The 18,263-nt window shown below is 70.7% G+C and carries 15 protein-coding genes; 10 read left to right on the top strand and 5 right to left on the bottom strand.

Going from position 1 to position 18,263, the window contains the following annotated elements:
* Positions 1 to 12 precede the first annotated feature (12 nt).
* From ACPPVX_RS19225 to ACPPVX_RS19210, 4 genes are all read left to right on the top strand, one after another.
* Complete coding sequence (locus tag ACPPVX_RS19225; RefSeq protein WP_426572195.1) at positions 13 to 1,365, top strand: class II 3-deoxy-7-phosphoheptulonate synthase; 1,353 nt, start codon at positions 13 to 15, stop codon at positions 1,363 to 1,365.
* 160 nt (positions 1,366 to 1,525) lie between these two features.
* The gene (locus tag ACPPVX_RS19220; protein ID WP_426572194.1) at positions 1,526 to 3,298 is read left to right on the top strand and encodes a nitrite/sulfite reductase; all 1,773 of its coding nucleotides are present in this window, start codon (positions 1,526 to 1,528) and stop codon (positions 3,296 to 3,298) included.
* A gap of 56 nt (positions 3,299 to 3,354) precedes the next feature.
* A complete protein-coding gene (locus ACPPVX_RS19215; protein WP_426572193.1) occupies positions 3,355 to 4,038 on the top strand; it encodes a phosphoadenylyl-sulfate reductase in 684 nt (227 codons plus the stop codon).
* Positions 4,039 to 4,114: 76 nt separating this feature from the next.
* Complete coding sequence (locus ACPPVX_RS19210) at positions 4,115 to 5,251, top strand: serine hydrolase domain-containing protein (protein ID WP_426572192.1); 1,137 nt, start codon at positions 4,115 to 4,117, stop codon at positions 5,249 to 5,251.
* A 6-nt stretch (positions 5,252 to 5,257) separates the two neighbouring features.
* On the opposite strand, the gene ACPPVX_RS19205 is transcribed toward ACPPVX_RS19210, so the two are convergent.
* The 5 genes from ACPPVX_RS19205 to ACPPVX_RS19185 form a co-directional block, all read right to left on the bottom strand.
* Positions 5,258 to 5,914: an O-methyltransferase gene (locus ACPPVX_RS19205; RefSeq protein ID WP_426572191.1), complete on the bottom strand. Its 657-nt coding sequence runs from the start codon at positions 5,912 to 5,914 to the stop codon at positions 5,258 to 5,260.
* The gene (locus ACPPVX_RS19200) at positions 5,911 to 6,132 is read right to left on the bottom strand and encodes a DUF2630 family protein (protein ID WP_426572190.1); all 222 of its coding nucleotides are present in this window, start codon (positions 6,130 to 6,132) and stop codon (positions 5,911 to 5,913) included. The genes ACPPVX_RS19205 and ACPPVX_RS19200 overlap by 4 nt, the downstream gene beginning before the upstream one ends.
* A gap of 296 nt (positions 6,133 to 6,428) precedes the next feature.
* Entirely contained in the window at positions 6,429 to 7,928 is a 1,500-nt protein-coding gene (locus ACPPVX_RS19195; protein ID WP_426572189.1) for a vWA domain-containing protein, read from the bottom strand.
* A gap of 10 nt (positions 7,929 to 7,938) precedes the next feature.
* Entirely contained in the window at positions 7,939 to 8,844 is a 906-nt protein-coding gene (locus ACPPVX_RS19190; protein WP_426572188.1) for an AAA family ATPase, read from the bottom strand.
* A gap of 204 nt (positions 8,845 to 9,048) precedes the next feature.
* Positions 9,049 to 10,299 carry a glutamate-5-semialdehyde dehydrogenase gene (locus tag ACPPVX_RS19185; protein WP_426572187.1) on the bottom strand — a complete coding sequence of 417 codons (1,251 nt, stop codon included), beginning with the start codon at positions 10,297 to 10,299 and terminating at the stop codon, positions 9,049 to 9,051.
* A gap of 43 nt (positions 10,300 to 10,342) precedes the next feature.
* On the opposite strand from ACPPVX_RS19185, the gene ACPPVX_RS19180 reads away from it, so the two are divergent.
* The 6 genes from ACPPVX_RS19180 to murJ all read left to right on the top strand — a co-directional run bounded on the left by ACPPVX_RS19180 (position 10,343) and on the right by murJ (position 18,224).
* A complete protein-coding gene (locus tag ACPPVX_RS19180; RefSeq protein WP_426572186.1) occupies positions 10,343 to 10,939 on the top strand; it encodes a GNAT family N-acetyltransferase in 597 nt (198 codons plus the stop codon).
* A gap of 10 nt (positions 10,940 to 10,949) precedes the next feature.
* On the top strand, positions 10,950 to 12,446 hold the full coding sequence (locus ACPPVX_RS19175) for an AAA family ATPase (RefSeq protein WP_426572185.1): 1,497 nt from the start codon (positions 10,950 to 10,952) through the stop codon (positions 12,444 to 12,446).
* A gap of 81 nt (positions 12,447 to 12,527) precedes the next feature.
* A complete protein-coding gene (locus ACPPVX_RS19170; RefSeq protein ID WP_426572184.1) occupies positions 12,528 to 13,442 on the top strand; it encodes a hypothetical protein in 915 nt (304 codons plus the stop codon).
* A 2-nt stretch (positions 13,443 to 13,444) separates the two neighbouring features.
* Entirely contained in the window at positions 13,445 to 15,292 is a 1,848-nt protein-coding gene (locus ACPPVX_RS19165; protein ID WP_426572183.1) for a substrate-binding domain-containing protein, read from the top strand.
* A 68-nt stretch (positions 15,293 to 15,360) separates the two neighbouring features.
* Positions 15,361 to 16,185 carry a hypothetical protein gene (locus tag ACPPVX_RS19160; RefSeq protein WP_426572182.1) on the top strand — a complete coding sequence of 275 codons (825 nt, stop codon included), beginning with the start codon at positions 15,361 to 15,363 and terminating at the stop codon, positions 16,183 to 16,185.
* A complete protein-coding gene (gene murJ, locus ACPPVX_RS19155; protein WP_426572181.1) occupies positions 16,182 to 18,224 on the top strand; it encodes a murein biosynthesis integral membrane protein MurJ in 2,043 nt (680 codons plus the stop codon). The genes ACPPVX_RS19160 and murJ overlap by 4 nt, the downstream gene beginning before the upstream one ends.
* Positions 18,225 to 18,263: the final 39 nt, after the last annotated feature.

The following is an 18,263-nucleotide window of genomic DNA, read 5'->3' as shown; positions in this document are numbered from 1 at the left end:
CACCCTTTTCACGTGAGCACCACCTCCGCCCCATGGTCGCCGCGCTCCTGGCGCGAGTTCCCGGCCGCCCAACAGCCGTCTTGGCCCGACGAGGCCGCCCTCGAATCGGTCCTCAAGCAGATGAGCAGCATGCCGCCGCTCGTGTTCGCCGGCGAGGCTCGAGACCTGACCGCGCGCCTCGGCTCGGTGGCCAACGGCGAGGCGTTCCTGCTGCAGGCCGGCGACTGCGCCGAGTCGTTCGACGCGTTCGGTGCCGATGCCATCCGCGACAAGCTCAAGGTCATCCTCCAGATGGCCGTCGTGCTCACGTACTCGTCGGGCGTCCCCACGGTGAAGGTCGGCCGCATCGCCGGCCAGTTCGCCAAGCCCCGGTCGTCGGACACCGAGACCATCGGAGACCTCACCCTCCCGTCGTTCCGGGGCCACCTGGTCAACGACATCACGCCCACCGAAGCCGCCCGGATCCCCGATCCGCAGCGGCTCCTGCAGGCGTACCACCAGTCGTCGTCCACGCTGAACCTGCTGCGCGCCTTCACCAAGGGCGGCTACGCCGACCTGGCGCGGGTCCACACCTGGAACCAGGAGTTCGTGGCCGCCAGCACCGAGGGCCGGCGCTACGAGCGCCTCGCCGACGAGATCGATCGCGCCCTCCGCTTCATGAAGGCCTGCGGCATCGACACCCAGTCCACGCCCAACCTCCACGAGGCCGACCTGTTCACCTCGCACGAGGCGCTGGTGCTCGGCTACGAGGAGGCGCTCACCCGCCAGGACTCGCTCACCGGCGACTGGTACGACTGCTCGGCCCACATGGTGTGGATCGGCGAGCGCACCCGCCAGCTCGACGGGGCCCACCTCGAGTTCTTCCGCGGCATCAAGAACCCCATCGGCTGCAAGATCGGCCCCACCGCCACCCCCGATGAGGTCCTCGCTCTGTGCGAGGCGCTCAACCCCGAGAAGGTCCCCGGCCGCCTCACGCTGATCACCCGGATGGGCGCCGACAAGATCGAGGCCGGCCTGCCGCCGCTGCTGCGCGCCGTCCGAGACGCCGGCCACCCGGTGGTGTGGGCGTGCGACCCGATGCACGGCAACACGATCACCGCGCAGTTCGGGCAGAAGACCCGCCGCTTCGACGACATCCTCGCCGAGATCGCCGGGTTCTTCGCCGCCCACGACGCCGAGGGCACCTGGGCCGGCGGCGTGCACGTCGAGCTCACCGGCGACGACGTCACCGAGTGCCTCGGCGGGGCCGAGGCCATCCTCGACGCCCACCTCGGCGACCGCTACGAGACCATGTGCGACCCCCGCCTCAACGGCCGCCAGTCGGTCGATCTGGCGTTTGCTGTGGCCGAGCTCCTGCGGAAATAGCCCCGGGATCGGGAGATTCCCGCTGACCAGGTGCTGGTCAGCGGGCATGTGCCGTGACTTCCGGCTCAATTGTTGACCCAGGTGCTCAAGATTTGCGACGCTGGTGGGAATTCGTGACCTGTCTGGTCGGTTATCCGACAGGCACTCAAGGGAGCCCTTCATGTTGCAGCAGCGCGAGATCGATCCTGGCCAGGCGGAGGACATCGACAAGTTCGAACGCATCCTCGCCGGCTACCTCGACGGGACCATCGACGAGGACATCTTCCGCGTCTTCCGTCTGACGAACGGCATCTACGGCCAGCGCCAGGGCGGGCACAACCAGATGCTGCGCGTCCGCATCCCCTACGGCGGCGTCACCCCCGAGCAGCTCGACATGTTCGGCCGCATCGCCGATGAGTACTCCCGCGGCTGGGGTCACATCACCACCCGCCAGAACATCCAGCTCCACTACGTGCCGCTGGAGCGGGTCCCCGATGCCATGCGGGATCTCGGCCGGGTCGGGCTCACCACGCGAGAGGCGTGCGGCGACGCCGTCCGCAACGTCATGGGCTGCCACCTCGCCGGCGCCTGCCCGCAGGAGCACCTCGACATCACGCAGTGGGCCGAGGCCGCCAACCGCCACTTCCTGCGCAACCCCATCGCCCAGCGCCTCCCGCGCAAGTTCAAGATCAACTTCTCGGGCTGCGAGACCGACTGCGGCCAGGCCATGTTCAACGACGTCGGCGTCGTCGCCAGCCGCCGTGAGGCCGAAGACGGCTCCGTCGAGCTCGGCTTCCGGGTGTTCGTGGCCGGCGGCCTCGGCGCCAACCCGTTCCCCGCCCTCCTGCTCGAGGACTTCACGCCTCGAGAGGAGCTCCTCCCCACGCTCGAGTCGATCCTGCGGGTCTTCCACCAGACCGGCAACCGCGACAACAAGCTGCGGGCCCGCATGAAGTGGGTCGTCCAGACCCTCGGCTGGGAAGAGACCCAGCGGCGCATCTTCAAGGAGCGCAAGTTCCTGCTGGCCTCCAACACGTGGCCGGGCGGCATCCCCGAAGAGGTAGAGAAGTACGGCGACGCCCCTGCCGGCGTGCACGCCACGGTCACGCCCACGGTCATCGGCCAGGGCACACCCGTCACCATCACCTCCAAGGTCCCCTACGAGCGCTGGGCCGAGGGCAACGTCGTGCGCGGCGCCGCCAAGGGCACCGTGTCCGCACTGGCGTACGCCCGCCTCGGCGACATCACGTCGGACCAGTTCCGGGCCCTCGCTTCCATCCAGCGGGAGTTCGGCGCCTCGGTGCGCCTCACCAACCGCCAGAACCTGGTGTTCCGCGACCTGACCGAGGAGCAGCTGCCCAAGCTGTTCGATCGCCTCGCCGCCATCGGCATGGCCGAGCCCGGCACCGAGCTGGCCCGAGACGTCGTCGCCTGCCCCGGCGCCGACACCTGCAACCTGGCGGTCACCCAGTCCCGGGGCCTGGCCGACGCCATCGGCACCCGGCTCGAGGAGGAGGGGCTGTCCGAGGTGGGCGGCATCCGCACCAACATCTCCGGCTGCACCAACTCCTGCGGCCAGCACCACATCGCCGACATCGGCTTCTCCGGCGCCGAGCGTCGGGCCCACGGCCAGTCCGCCCCCGGCTACACCATGCTGCTCGGCGGCTACGTGGGCGACACCGAGATCAACTTCGGCGAGCGGGCCCTGCGCCTGCCCGCCAAGGCCGCGCCCGAGGCGGCGGTCCGGGTGGTCCGCAAGTTCTCCGAGGAGCGCGAAGCAGGCGAGACCTTCCGCGGCTGGATCGACCGGTCGGGCGGCGTCAAGGTCCTGGCCGAAGGGCTGAAGGACCTCGACGTGTTCCCCACGCCCGAGGAGAACCCCGAGTTCTACGTCGACTTCGGCGAGACCGGGCCCTACGTGGCCGAGGTGGGCGAGTCGGAGTGCGCCACGTGAGCGTTGCCGAGTCCCAAGAGACCGCTGTCCGCCTGAACGCCCCGGGAGCCCCCCGCATGAGCCTCGTCGAATCGGCCCCTGTCGACTACACCGACCAGGAGCTGGCCGAGATCAGCCACGAGTTCGAACGGCTGCCCGCCAGCAAGATCATCCAGTGGGCCGTCGACCAGTACTCGCCGCACCTGGCGATGACCGCGTCGATGACCGACGCCGTGCTGATCGACCTCGCCACCAAGGTCGACCCGGGCGTCGAGGTCATCTTCATCGACACCGGCTACCACTTCCCCGAGACCCTGGCCACGGTCGAAGAGGTCCGTCGGCACTACGGCCTCAACCTGCGGATGATGACCGTCGCCCGCCAGGAGGAGGAGCTCTGGCAGGCCGATCCCGAGAACTGCTGCTCCGCCGTCAAGGTGGGTCAGCTCGACCGGGCCCTCGCCGGCAAGTGGGCCTGGATGAGCGGCCTCCGCCGCGGCGAGGCGGCCACCCGCGCCGGCGCCCCCATCGTCTCCCGAGACCTCCGTGGCCTGATCAAGATCAGCCCGCTGGCCACCTGGACCGACGAGGACGTCGACGACTACATCGCCGACCACGACATCATCGTGAACCCCCTCACCAAGCAGGGCTACCCGTCCATCGGCTGCATGCCGTGCACGTCGCCGGTCGCCGAGGGCGAAGATCCCCGCGCCGGCCGGTGGCGCGGCAAGGACAAGACCGAGTGCGGCCTGCACCTGGCCTGAGCCGGCCTCCGCGCACCGCCTGACCCGCGGGTCAAGATTTCGCTAGGGTCCCGCCAGTTCCCACTGGAGGTACCCCATGACCGAGATCCACGGCACCTGCAAGCCCGAGTTCGACAGCGTCCGCACCGCGTTCGCCGCCAACTTCGACGCCGGCATCGAGCGGGGCGCCAGCGTCTCGGTCACCCTCCGCGGCGAACCCGTGGTCGACCTGTGGGCGGGCGACGCCGACGGCGCCGGCACCCCGTGGCAGCAGGACACCATCGTCAACTGCTGGTCGGTCACCAAGACCATGTCGGCGATCGTGGTGCTCGTGCTGGCCGACCGGGGCGAGCTCGACCTCGACGCGCCCATCGCCGCCGTCTGGCCCGAGTTCGGCGCCGGCGGCAAGGGCGACGTCACCATGGCCCACGTGCTCGGCCACACCTCGCCGGTGCCGGGCTTCTCCCCCGCCATCGCCGCCACCGACCTCTACGACCACGACCTCTGCGCAGCCAACCTCGCCGCATCGGAGGCCTGGTGGCCGTCGGGCACCCACGCCGGCTACCACGCCATCACCCAGGGCTACGTCGAGAGCGAGGTCGTGCGGCGCCTCACCGGTCGCACCATCGGCCAGTACTTCCGCGACGAGATCGCCGGACCGCTCGGGGCCGACTTCCACATCGGGCTCCCCGAGTCGGAGGAGCCGAGGGTCGGCGAGATGGTGCCGCCGGGGAACGTGCTGGGCGCGCTCGAGGGCGCCGACACCGCGTCGATGGACTTCCGGATCCTGGCCAGCGCACCGGTGTCCGGCGAAGAGCAGAACACCCGGGCGTGGCGCGCCGCCGAGATCCCGTCGGCCGGCGGCACCGGCAACGCCCGCTCGGTCGCCCGGGTCCACGCGCTGATCGCCAACGGCGGCACGCTCGACGGCGTCCGGATCCTCTCGCCCGAAGGCGTGGAGCGGATCTTCACCGAGCAGTGGAACGGCCCGGTGGACGCGCTGGGCATGACCATGCGGCTCGGCACCGGGTTCGGCCTGATGAGCGAGTCGACGCCGCTCAGCCCCAACCCGCGATCGTGCTTCTGGGGCGGGTGGGGCGGCGCGATCTGCGTGATCGACGCCGACCTCGAGCTCTCGGTGGCCTACGTGATGAACAAGATGGCCGGCGGCCTGGTGGGCGACCTGCGCGGCGCCGTGCTGGCGCTCACGGCCATCGGCGCGGCGTCGGCCTGAGCCGGATCAGCGCTTCTGGCTGATGGTGAGGCCGTCGGCCACGGCCATCAGCGCCGTCATGACCCGCTCATCGGACGCCGCCCGGTCGTTGTAGGCCCGCAGCGCCTCGGTGGCCTCGCTCGTGTCGTCGGGGTTGACCACGTTGCCGCTCCACAGCGTGTTGTCGGCCACGATCCAGCCGCCGGGCCGCAGACGCGGCACCAGCTCCTCGTAGTAGCCGGCGTACCCCGGCTTGTCGGCGTCGATGAAGGCGAAGTCGATCACTGGATCGGTGGGCAGCGCCGAGAGCGTCTCGAGGCCAGGGGCGATGCGCAGGTCGATCTGCCCCGAGACCCCCGCGTCGGCCCAGCCGCGACGGGCGATGGCGGTCCACTCCTCGCTGACGTCGCAGCACAGCAGCCGGCCGCTCGGGCCCATGCCGCGGGCGATGCTCAGCGCCGAGGTGCCCGTGAACGTGCCGACCTCGACCGCGTTGGTGACCCCGGCGAAGCGCGTGAGCATGGTGAGGAACGCGGCCTGGTCGGGACCCACCTGCATGCCGGCCCGATCGCCCAGCTCCTGCGTGCGGGCCGTGAGCCAGGCCATGACCGGGTCGACCGGCTCGGTGTGGCTCGTGACGTAGGCGTTCAGGCGATCGTCGAGGAGGAAGGAGCGAGGGCTCACTGCTGGTACCCCTCCACGACCCCTTCGGGGCGCACATCGGAGGTGTCGGGCTGCTGGTTGTCGCGGCGGGCCCGGCGCTGGCGCAGGAGGTCCCAGCACTGGTCGAGCGTGACCTCGATGTGGGCGAGGCGCTCGGGATCGGGCTGATCGCCGGCGCGGATCTCGTGCTCCTCCTCCACCAGCTTGTGGATCGTGCTGATCAGTGCATCATCGGCCATGGCCTGCTCCTCCGTGGGGTCCGTCCGCACCGCACCGTACCCGCCACCACCTCGCACGCGGCCGGCCGTCAGCAGGGTGCCGGCCGCCGTGTTCTCGCTGCCACGAGGGCGGGGCCCGCTCCGGCGGTGCGCTCAGCCTGCCGCCGCCCGCCCCGGCCCGCTCGGAGGCGGCGGAGCGTGGCGAGCGGCCTGAGGATCAGCTGCGGAGCGGTCCACCGGAACAGGTCCCAGGTCCCGATGGGGCGGCCGATCCGGCGTTCGACCACCGCGCACCGGGCGACCAGGCCCGGTTCGCGTCAGGCGAGGTGCTCGACGAAGCGCTCGAGCTGGCGCAGGTTGCGGCACTCGAAGACGTCGTCGCAGTGGGCGCCGTAGTCGCCCACGATGGAATCTCCGGTGTCCCAGTAGCTCTTGGGCTCGGGGTTCAGCCAGTACACGTGGCGGGCCTTGTGCTGGATCTCCTTGATCACCCAGGCCTGCGACGCGTGGTAGTTGTTCCGGGCATCGCCGAGGATGATCACGGTGGTCTTGGGCCCGATCTCCTTGCCCCACTTCTGGTGGAACACCTCGAAGGCGTGGCCGTAGTCGGAGTGGCCGTCGACCCACACCACGTCGGCCTCGGTGTTGACCCGGTGCACCGCCTCGGTGACGTCTTCGACGCCCTCGAAGTAGCTGGTGACCTCGTCGATGCCGTCGATGAACACGAACGACCGGACCTTCGAGAACTGGCCGCTGATCGCGTAGACGAGCATCAGCGTGAACCGGGCGAACGCGGCGACCGACCCGGAGATGTCGGCGATCACGAAGATCTCGGGCTTGTGCGGCTTGGGGTGGCGGAACTTGGGCTCGGCCGGGACGCCGCCGTAGCTGAGCGAGGCGCGGACCGTGCGCCGGAAGTCGAGCGGGCCCTTGCGGTTGTGGCGGCGCTTGCGGGCCAGGCGCACGGCGAGCCGGCGGGTGAGCGGGATGAGCGCCTTGCGCAGCCCGACCATCTCCTCGCGGCTGGCGTGCATGAAGTCGACGTCTTCGGGCAGGGGCTTGCGCAGCGTCTTGGCCATGGCCTCGACACCCCGGTCGGCGACCAGGCGGCGACGGATCTCCGCCTCGATCTCCTTCTTGAGGCCCTCGACGCGGTGCTCGTACTCGTCGTGCTCGAGGCGCTCCTCGAGCGGGCTGAGCGGCTCGCCATCGTCGGTGGCCTGCTGCCGGCGCTGGTCCATCATCTTCTCGAGCAGACCGTCGAGATCGAGGTTCCGCAGCGTGCGGTACAGGTAGTAGGTGCCGCCGACGGGGCGACCGGGCTCCATGCCGGCGAAGCGCTTCACGGCCTGACGGGCGATGGCGCGCATGAGGGCCTCGTCGCCCTTCATCATCGCCTGGTAGAGCAGCTTCTGGAGCTCCTCGGGCGTGAGGGCGTCGCCGCCGCCCTGGCCGGACTGGCCCGAGCCGCCTTCGCCCTGGCCGTCTCGCTCGTCGTCGTCGAGCAGGTCGGCGAGATCGGGGTCGAGCGTGTCGTCGTCGATCCCGTACTTGGCGCCGCGGAGCGAGAAGTAGACCTCGAACACGGTCTCGAACGAGCGCCAGTGGGCGTTGTTCTTCACCAGCGTGGCGGCGAGCGCGTACTTGAAGGTCTCGCGCTCCTCGAGCGGGATGTGCTCGATGGCCGCCATGGCGTCGAGGTTCTCCGTGAGGCTGACGGGCAGGCCCGCCTCGCGCAGCTCGACGATGAACCCGTTCAGCAGGTCGAGCAGCGGCTCACCGACCGTCTTGACCTCGGGCTCCGCGGTGTCGGTCATCGGGCGTGGGCTACTTGGGCCCCGGGGCGAACTGCTTCGCACCCTGCTTGTCGGCCGCGAACTCCCGGACCGCCTTGGCGATGTCGGACTGGTACTTCAGCAAGATGTTGGCCGTGGACGTGGCCGTCTCGGCGTCGATCTGCTCGACCCCGAGCAGCATCAGCGTGTTGGCCCAGTCGAGCGTCTCGGAGACCGACGGGCTCTTCTTCAGCTCGAGCTGCCGCAGGGAGCGGACGATGCGGGCCACCTGGTCGGCCAGGTTGTCGGTGATGTCGGGGACCTTGGTGAGCACGATCTCCTTCTCGCGCTCCAGGTCGGGGTAGTCGACGTGGAGGAAGAGGCAGCGGCGCTTCAGGGCCTCGGACAGCTCACGGGTGTTGTTGGAGGTGAGGAACACCAGCGGGATCTGCTTGGCGGTGATCGTGCCGAGCTCGGGGATGGACACCTGGTAGTCGGAGAGGATCTCCAGCAGCAGGGCCTCGGTCTCGACCTCGACGCGGTCGACCTCATCGATCAGCAGCACCACGGGATCGTCGGCTCGGATGGCTTCGAGCAGCGGGCGCTCCATCAGGAACTCGTCGGAGAAGAGGTCCTCCTCGACCTCCGTCCACGAGTCGCCCTCGCCGGCGGTGGCCTGGATGCGCAGGAGCTGCTTCTTGTAGTTCCACTCGTAGAGCGCCTTGGCCTCGTCGAGCCCCTCGTAGCACTGGAGGCGGATGAGGCGAGCGCCCAGCATCTCGGCCACCGACTTGGCCAGCTGGGTCTTGCCGGTGCCGGCCGGCCCCTCGACCAGGATGGGCTTCTGGAGCCGGTCGGCCAGGTAGACGATGCCGGCGATGCCTTCGTCGGAGAGGTAGTCCACCTTGCGAAGCCCTTCGCGGACCTCGGACACGGACTCGAAGCGGGGATCGGTCATCCGGGCAGGTTACCGCTGCTCTTGACCGGCCGGTCAATCGTGTTTCACCACCCGATCGCCGTGCCCCACCCCCTCCCGACTCGGCACGGATCGCCCCCCGCCTGCGTCCTGGATCCGTGCCCGGTTCCCCGTCCGGTTCGACGTGGGCACCGAACCCGGACGACGTGGTCCGGGATCGGTGCCGGGCTCGGGAGGAGGGGTGGGTCAGCTGCGGATCTGGCCGGAGCCGCGGACGATGTACTTGGCGGTGGTGAGCTCGCGGAGGCCCATCGGGCCACGGGCGTGGAGCTTCTGGGTGCTGATGCCGATCTCGGCACCGAAGCCGAACTCCTCGCCGTCGACGAAGCGGGTGGAGGCGTTGACGAGCACGGCGGCGGCATCGACCTGGCGGGTGAAGCGGTCGGCAGCCTCGACCGAGCGGGTGACGATGGCCTCGCTGTGCCCCGACCCGTAGCGGGCGATGTGGGCGATGGCCTCGTCGATGCCGTCGACCACGCCGATGCTCAGCTTGAGGTCGAGGAACTCGCTGGCCCAGTCGTCTTCGGTGGCCGGGCCGGCGGCGGGGAGCAGCGCCCGCGTGGCGTCGTCGCCGACGAGCTCGACGCCCGACAGGGCGATCTCGAGCGCCGGCAGGAACGCGTGGGCGACGGCGCGGTGGACGAGGACCGTCTCGGCCGCGTTGCACACCGACGGGCGCTGGGTCTTGGCGTTGACGATGATGCGGCCCGCCATCTCCAGGTCGGCGGTCTCGTCGACGTAGATGTGGCAGTTGCCGTCGCCGTCGATCACGTAGGGCACGGTGGCGTGCTCGAGGATCGACGCGATCAGCGACGGACCGCCCCGGGGGATGAGGCAGTCGATCGAGCCCCGCTGCTGCATGAACTCGACTGCGGCTTCGCGGCTGGTGTCCTCGACCAGGACGAGGGCATCGGCGGGAAGGTCGACCTTCTCGTAGGCCTCACGGAGGACCGCGGCGATGGCGACGTTGGAGGTGATGGCACCCGACGAGCCCCTGAGGAAGGCGGCGTTGCCGGACTTGAGGCACAGGCCAGCGGCGTCGGAGGTGACGTTGGGGCGGTTCTCGTAGATGATCGCCACCACGCCGAGCGGGACCTTGACCCGGGATATCTCCAGGCCGTTCGGCCGCACCCAGCCGTCGAGCACCTCGCCCACCGGGTCGGCGAGGCCGGCCACCTGGCGGAGCCCACCGGCCATGGCGCGGACGCGCTCGTCGTCGAGCCGAAGGCGGTCGACCACCGTGGGGGCGACACCGGCGCCCTCGGCGCGGGCCACGTCGGTGGCGTTGGCCCGCAGCAGGTCGGCGGTGCGATCGACCAACAGGTCGGCTGCAGCCAGCAGGGCCTCGTCCTTCTGGCTGCTCGACGCGGTGGCGAGCACGCGGCTGGCCGCCTTGGCCCGGCGGCCGAGGTCGGCGATGGGGGTGGGTTCAGGCACGACGAGAGGCTACCGGGGCCAGGCGTCGTCCTAGGGTGGCGCCGTGCCCGACGTCCGCCCCGCAACCGAAGCCGACCTCCCCGCGATCGGCCGCACCCTCGCCGCCGCGTTCGAGGACGATCCGATCTGGCTCTACCTCGCCTCGCCCAAGGCCGACTGGGCCCCGAGGGCCGCGGCGTGGTTCGAGGCCGACGCCCGCGCCCAGCTGCGGGGCCACGGCGAGGTGCTCGTCGACGACGAGGTTCGCGGCGTCGCCATCTGGGCCACGCCGAACCACTGGCGCGGCACCGTGGGCGAGGCCGTCGCCATCGCCATCCCGTCGGCCCGCCTGTTCCGGGCCGGGCTCCCGCGCTCGATGCGCACCCTCATGCGCATGGAGGGCAAGCACCCGAAGGACCCCGAGCACTGGTACCTGGCGATCCTGGGCACCGATCCGGCGCACCAGGGCCACGGCATCGGCAGCGCCCTGATCCGCGAGATCACCGATCGCTGCGACGCGCAGGGGCTCGGTGCCTACCTCGAGTCCTCGAAGGAGACCAACGTCCCCTTCTACGCCCGCCACGGGTTCGAGGTGCGCGAGGAGATGGAGGTCGGCGACGGCCACAAGATCTGGCTGATGTGGCGGGACCCGCGCGGGTGAGACGTTGGCGGTGAACGAGGCGAAGCAGATGCAGCGCGCCGTCGAGGCGTTCGTCGGCGAGATCGCGGGGTGCATGCGCGGGGTGGTGGCCAAGCTGCCCGAGCTCGACGGCAAGGCCATGGACCGCGACGTCGCCACCGAGGCGTTCAACCTCACCGCCGCGCTGATCGACGTCGATCGCAGCCACACCGACGACGAGCTCTGGGGGCTCATCTTGGGCTTCGGGCGCTGGCTCCCCGACCAGATGGCGCGGGCCAAGCCCGACGACCTCCGGCGCAGCGACCTGCTGGTGGGACGCGCCACCTGGCTGGATCAGGTGTCGCCCATGTTCGAGATCCTGGTCACCGCCGACCGGCGCTTCGGCACCGACTTCAGCCGCACCTACTACGACCGGGCCCTCAACCTGGCCTTCACCGTCGCGGCCCTCGAGGCCGCGCCGTCGAGGGCCGAGCTCCAGGCCATCGACCGGTTCCGCACCGACATGCTCGACGCCATGGCCGGCCTGCCGTCGTCGCCCCTGCCGCCGCGCACCGGTGGGCCCGGCACGGGCATCCCCCAGCAGCCGGGCCCCGGCGCTCCGGCCACCGGCGTCCCCCAGCCGGCCGGCGCCGACCAGCACCCGATCGATCTCCCGCCCGGGGCGGCTCCCGCCGAGGAGCCCCTGCCCCCGGCCCGGCCGCTCGAGGAGCTGCTGGCCGAGCTCGACGACCTCGTCGGCCTCGACAGCGTCAAGACCGAGGTCCGGTTGGTCACCAACCTCCTGCGCGTCCAGCAGCTGCGCCACGAGCGCAACCTGCCCACCACCCCGCAGTCCCGGCACCTGGTGTTCACCGGCAACCCCGGCACCGGCAAGACCACCGTCGCCCGCCTCCTGGCCTCCATCTACCGCTCGCTCGGGGTGGTGGTGAAGGGCCAGCTGATCGAGACCGACCGCTCCGGCCTGGTCTCGGGGTTCGTCGGCCAGACCGCCCTGAAGGTCATGGAGGTGGCGGACAAGGCCACCGGAGGCATCCTGCTCATCGACGAGGCCTACGCCCTGGCCCGCGGCGGCGAGAACGACTTCGGCCGCGAGGCCATCGACACCCTGGTCAAGGTGATCGAGGACCGGCGCGACGAGCTGGTGGTCATCGCCGCCGGGTACCCCGACGAGATGGCCGACTTCATCGGCTCCAACCCCGGCTTGGCCTCGCGGTTCCCGAAGACGATCTTCTTCCCCGACTACACCGACGACGAGCTGTGGAAGATCTTCGTCGACCTCGGCGAGAAGGCCGGCTACCAGCCCGATGCCGATGCCGAGGCCAAGGTGCGCGCCTGGTTCGCGTCGGTGCCCCGCGACAAGGGGTTCGGCAACGGCCGCCTCGCCCGCAACCTCTTCGAGGACGCGGTGGCCCGCCAGGCGAGCCGGGTCGTCACGCTCACCGACCCGACCGACGAGCAGCTGACTGCGCTGATGGCCGCCGACATCGCGGAGGCCGGGCAGGGCCCCCGCCACACCCAGGCCACCTGACCCAGCAGCCTGCGGGCCCGCGGGCCCGCGGACCAGGCGGCGGCGCAGAGGGGCGCGGCCCCGCCAGTAGCGTCAGCGGTCATGAAGAGCCGCGGGGTGGCCGTGATCGGGGCGTTCCTCCTGATCGTGGTGGCCCTGACGCTCCGCAACCAGGTCGCCGGCAGCGATGGCGACGGCGCCACAAAGGGCCACAGCGGAGGGGGCAAGCCGGTGGTGGCGTGCTCCCCCGACCTGGCGTCGGTCTGCGCTGCGCTCGCCGACGACGGCACCATCGCCGACCATCCGCCCTCGCTCGACCTCGACCACGCGGCCGAGCCACCGGCAGGCATCGATGGGTGGATCACGTGGAGCCCGGCCCCGCAGATCGCCAACTTCGATGCCGGATCCACCAAGGTCTGGGGCCCGCCGGAGGTGCTCGGGTCCGCCGCAGCGGCCGTCCTCATCGACCCGGACTCGATCGCCGCCCTGCCCGCCGCGTGCCGAGCGAAGCCCACCTGGTCCTGCCTCGGCGCGGCGGCACCTGACCTTTCGATCGGCGTGGGCGATCCGGCGACGGCCGAGGGCATCGCCCGGCTCGCACCGTTCGCCCGCGCTCGCACCACCGACGACGACCCGGCGCAGCTCGATGTCGAGGGCCTGTCCGCCATCGTCACCAGCCCCCAGGACCCCCAGGCCGACGCGGGCACCATGGCCGAGCGGCTCACCACCAAGGTGGGCTCGCTCTCGATGGTGGCCGGGGCCAACGACCTGCTGCTCGCCCAGACCAGGAGCTCGCAGGGCCAGCAGCGCCGGCTGCGCGTGCTGAGCCCCTCCCCGGCCCACCGCCTGACCGTCGTCATCACCGACCGGGTCGGCGGCGGCACGGGTGGGGCCGTCTCCTGCAAGGACGACAGCACGGCTGCCGCCCTCACCGACCTGGGCATCCAGCCGTGCGAAGGCACAGACGACGCCGCGCTGGCAGGCTTCTTGTTCCAGGTCCAGAAGAAGGTTGGTTGACGATGACAGCAGGCACGGGGTCCCGCTGGCTCCGCACGACGGTGGTGGCGCTCTCGGTCGGGCTGGTGGCCGCAGGCTGCACGAGCGGCGGCGGCAGCGACGGCGCGGCCAACGATCCCTTCGGCGACCCCGGTGACTGCACCGTGGTCGATCTGGCGGTGTCGTCCGAGAAGATCGACCTGATGACCGACCTGGCGCAGACCTTCAACCGGTCGGCCGAGGCCAAGATCGACGGCGGCTGCGCGTTCGTGCGGCCGGTGTCGAAGCCCTCAGGTGGTGCCACCACGATGCTCGCCGAGGGCTGGGACGAGTCCACCGAGGGCCCCCGCCCCGTCATCTGGTCGCCTGCGGCCACGAGCTGGGGGCAGATCCTGAACCAGAAGCTGGCCAACGACGGCCAGCCCGCCATGGTCACGTCGAAGCCCGTCTCGTTCATGCTGACGCCGCTGGTGATCGGCATGCCGAAGCCCATGGCTGACGCGCTGGGCTACCCCAAGACGCCGATCGGGTGGGCCGACATCGCCAAGCTGGCCACGTCGAAGGAGGGCTGGGCGGCGTACGGCCACCCCGAGTGGGGCGTGTTCAAGCTCGGCAAGACGAACCCGAACTTCTCCACCAGCGGGCTGAACGCCCTGATCGGTCAGAACTACGCGGCCACCGGCAAGACCCGGGACCTCTCGCTCGAAGACCTCAACGACCCCAAGACCAAGGCCTTCGGCGCCCAGGTGGAGTCGGCGGTCGTCCACTACGGCGACATCACGATGACCTTCCTGAACAACTGGTTCCGGACCGATCGGAACGGGACCTCGCTGCTCTACGCCTCGGCGGTGGCCGTCGAGGAGAAGTCGCTGATCGATTACAACAAGGGCAACCCCGATGGCGTGCTCGAGCCCGGCGAGGTGGCCCGCAAGCCCAAGGTCCCCCTGGTGGCGATCTACCCCAAGGAGGGCACGCTCTACAGCGACAGCCCGCTCTACGTGCTCGACGCCGACTGGGTCAGCCCGCGGGAGAAGGCCGGCGCCGAGGCCTTCATCAAGATGATCCAGCGCCCGGCCAGCCAGGAGAAGGTGCTGAAGTACGGCTTCCGACCGGGCAACCCCGACGTCGCCATCGGCGCCCCGATCACCAAGGCCAACGGCGTCGACCCCGGCCAGCCGTCGAAGCTGCTCCAGGTGCCCACGCCACCCGTGATGATCTCGATGCTCGAGAAGTGGAAGCAGCAGCGCAAGGGCGCCCGCGTCCTGCTCGTGCTCGATGTGTCGGGCTCGATGGAGGAGCCGGCCGATCCCGAAGACAGCAACAGCGAGACCAAGCTCGAGCTGGCCAAGCGCGCCGCCATCGACGCGCTCGACGAGTTCAACGGCGCCGACGAGGTCGGCCTGCGGATCTTCAGCACCAACCTCGGCCCCAACGGGGACCAGGACTACCAGGACCTGCTCCCGGTCCAACCCATGGCCACGAACCGGGAGGGGCTGGCCTCGCAGATCCGCGCCCAGCTCCCCCAGCACGCCACGCCCCTCTACGAGGTGACCGGTGACTCGTTCACCGACATGACCAAGGACTACGACCCGGACCGCATCAACGCGGTCGTGCTCCTGACCGACGGCGTCAACGACGACGGCAACGCCGACGACGACCGCGCCCAGCTCAACCAGCTGCTGGCCACGCTCCGCCGCGGCACCGAGGGAGAGCAGGCCAAGCCGATCCGGGTGTTCACCATCGCCTACGGCAAGCAGGCCGACTTCGACACGCTCCAGCAGATCGCCGAGGCCACCAACGCCGCCGCCTACGACGCCAGCAACCCGGCCACCATCTCCAAGGTCTTCACGGCCGTCGTCTCCAACTTCTGACCGGGCGGCAGCCCTCGCCGGCCGGGGGCAACCAGAGTCGGACCCGGGTGAACAGGTAGAAACAAGGGGTGGCGACCCTGGGCTTCCGAGATCGGTTCTTCTCTCCCCCCGTCGCCCGCGCCCTCACGTCTCCCTCCGGGATCCTCTGCCTGGGGGCCGGGGTGGCCGTCGGGATCGGCGTCTCCGCCCTCACCGGCGGCGTGGCCGCCCCGTTCATCTTCGGCGCCCTCGGCGGCGTGCTGGGCTACGGCGGCCGGATCGCGGCAGCGGTGCCGCGGAAGGACTCCGGCCCCACGATCGACCCCTTCGGCGTCGCCGAGCCCTGGCGCCACGCGGTGAAGGATGCCCAGAACGCCCGCAGCCGCTACCGCGACGCCGTGCGCACGTTCCAGGCCGGCCCGATGCGCGACGCCCTCCAGACGACCAGCGATCGCTTCGACGATGCGGTGGCCGAGTGCTGGAACGTCGCCAAGCAGGGCCAGGTGGTGTCGGTGGCGCGCAAGCGCATCGACGACCGCGAGATCCAGTGGGAGCTGTCGCAGGCCGCAGCCCAGATCCCGCCGGGCGGGACCGCCACCGAGGTGCAGGCGCAGACCATCGCGGCGCTCGAGGCCCAGGCGGCGTCGGCGCAGCGCATGGACCAGGTGATCAACGGCACCTACGCCCAGCTCCAGCTCCTGAACGCCCGGCTCGACGAGGCCGTCACCCAGGCCATCGAGCTCTCCGTGTCCAGCAGCACGAGCGACTTCCAGCCCGTGAGCGCCACCGTCGACGGCGTCGTCGACAGCCTCACGGCCCTGCGGCAGGCCATGACCACCATGGACGATCCGGCCGCCCCGGCACCGCAGACCGACCCGCCCAGCGGCCAGATCCCAGGCACGGCAGGCGCATGACCTCTGTCGAACCCGACGACGTCGACGCTGCCCTCGCCGCCGCACGGGCGGCGGCCGCCCAGGTGGTCGTCCGACCGCGGACCATCGGTGCGTTCGGGCCGCCCAGCCCGGTGGCACCGTCTCAAGAGGAACCGGCCTCGCCGCCGCTCGAGGCCTACAGCGACCTCAGCTGGCAGCCCCCCACGGGCACGGTCGCAGCGATCATCGCCGAGGCCGAGGCCGAGGCGGCCGACGCCGAGGCAGCCGAGGAGGCCGCGGCGGCGGTCACGGTCGAGGAGCCCGAGGCGCCCGACCCCGACATCTGGACCGTCGAGCCGGTGGCCGAGGCCGTCGCAGTGGCCGATCGCACCGATCGCACCGAGGCCGTCGACGCGATCGACGCGATCGAGGCCGAACCGGAGGCACCGGCTCGAGCCGTCCCCGCCGACGATGCTCCCGCCACGCCCCCGCCGGTGGTGGCCGGCAACTCCCGCCTGCTGCGGGCCAACCTGCTGGTGGCCAGCGGCACCGCGGTGTCCCGGCTCACGGGCCTGGTGCGCACGTTCCTGGTGCTCTACATGCTCGGCCGGGGCCTGGGCGACGCCTTCTTCAACGCCAACAACACGCCGAACATGATCTACGAGCTCATCCTCGGCGGCATCCTGACCGCCTCGCTCGTCCCCCTGTTCACCGACGACCTCGAGCGCGGCGACGGCCAGGAAGCCACTTCGGCGATCATCTCGTTCGCCCTGGTCGCCCTGCTCGTCGTCACCCTGCTCGGGCTGATCGGTGGCCCGCTCATCATCCTGCTGTTCTCGACGGGCTCGGCCCACGGGACGAAGGATGCCTACATCCACGCCGGCGTCCCGCTGGCGCTCCTGTTCGCCCCGCAGATCTTCTTCTACGGCCTCATGGCGGTGTGGTCGGCGGTGCTCAACGCCCGCCAGCGGTTCATGGCCGCCGCCTGGGCGCCGGTGCTCAACAACGTCGTCGCCGTCGCCACGCTGCTCTACGTCGGCCACCTCCTCGGTGGCAGCCCCACGCTGCAGGACGCGCTCGACGACCCGAAGGTCCTCTGGGTGCTGGGCCTCGGCACCACCGCCGGGATCGCCGTGATGGCCCTGTCGCTGTACCCGGCCCTGCGCCGCAGCGGGTTCCGGCTCAAGTTCAAGGTCAAGCTCCACCACCCGGCCGTGCAGCGCGCCGTCCGGCTGTCGGCGTGGACCTTCGGCTACGTGGTCGCCAACCAGATCGCGGCGATCATCATCCAGATCCTCGCCAAGCCGGGCAGCGGCGGCTCCGGCCGCTACCAGGTGTCGTTCCAGTGGTTCCAGCTCCCCCACGCCCTGCTGGCGGTGTCGATCATGGTCACGTTCGAGCCCCTGCTCGGCCGGGCCGACTCCCGCGGCGACCGCAAGGCCTTCAACGACCAGCTGCTCCTGGGCTTCCGCCTGATCGGCCTGCTCATCATCCCGGCGGCGGCCGGCTACATCGCCCTGCCGAAGGGCCTCGACTCCATGCCGTTCCACGCGTCGGGAGCACTGGAGACGGCGCTCGCCCTCACCGGCATCATCGCGGCGTTCGCGGTGGGCCTGCCCGGGTTCTCCACGTACTTGTTCGCGCTCCGCGGCTTCTACGCCAAGAAGAACACGAAGATCCCGTTCGTGATCAACTGCGGCGAGAACCTGATCAACATCGTGCTCGCCGTGATCTTCGTGCGGATCTGGGGCGTCGTCGGGCTGGCGCTGTCGTTCGCGGCGGCGTACAGCATCTCGGCGGTGATCGCCGTGAGCGTGCTCAACCGCCACAGCGCCGGGTTCGACTGGAGGGGCCTGATCCAGACCTGGCTCAAGCTGCTGCTCGCGGCCGGGGTGATGGGCGGCTTCGTCTACGGCGTCGTGTCGCTCATGGCGCCCGCCACCGCGCCCATGCTCGGCGTGACGGTGCTGGTCGGGGTGCTGGTCGGCTGCGTCACGTACTTCGCCTCGATCTACGCCCTGCAGGTGCCCGGGATCTCGGAGCTGATGACCCGGCTGCCCGGCCTGCGCCGCTTCGCCTGACCAGCGGGCCTCCGGGAGCCGAAGCCCCTGCGGTGCCTT

The organism is Aquihabitans sp. McL0605 (genome assembly GCF_049993875.1).
In the GTDB taxonomy this organism is placed as follows: Bacteria; Actinomycetota; Acidimicrobiia; order Acidimicrobiales; family Iamiaceae; genus Aquihabitans.
The sequence above is the reverse complement of the archived record's forward strand: the minus strand, read 5'-3'. Positions and strand labels throughout refer to the sequence as shown.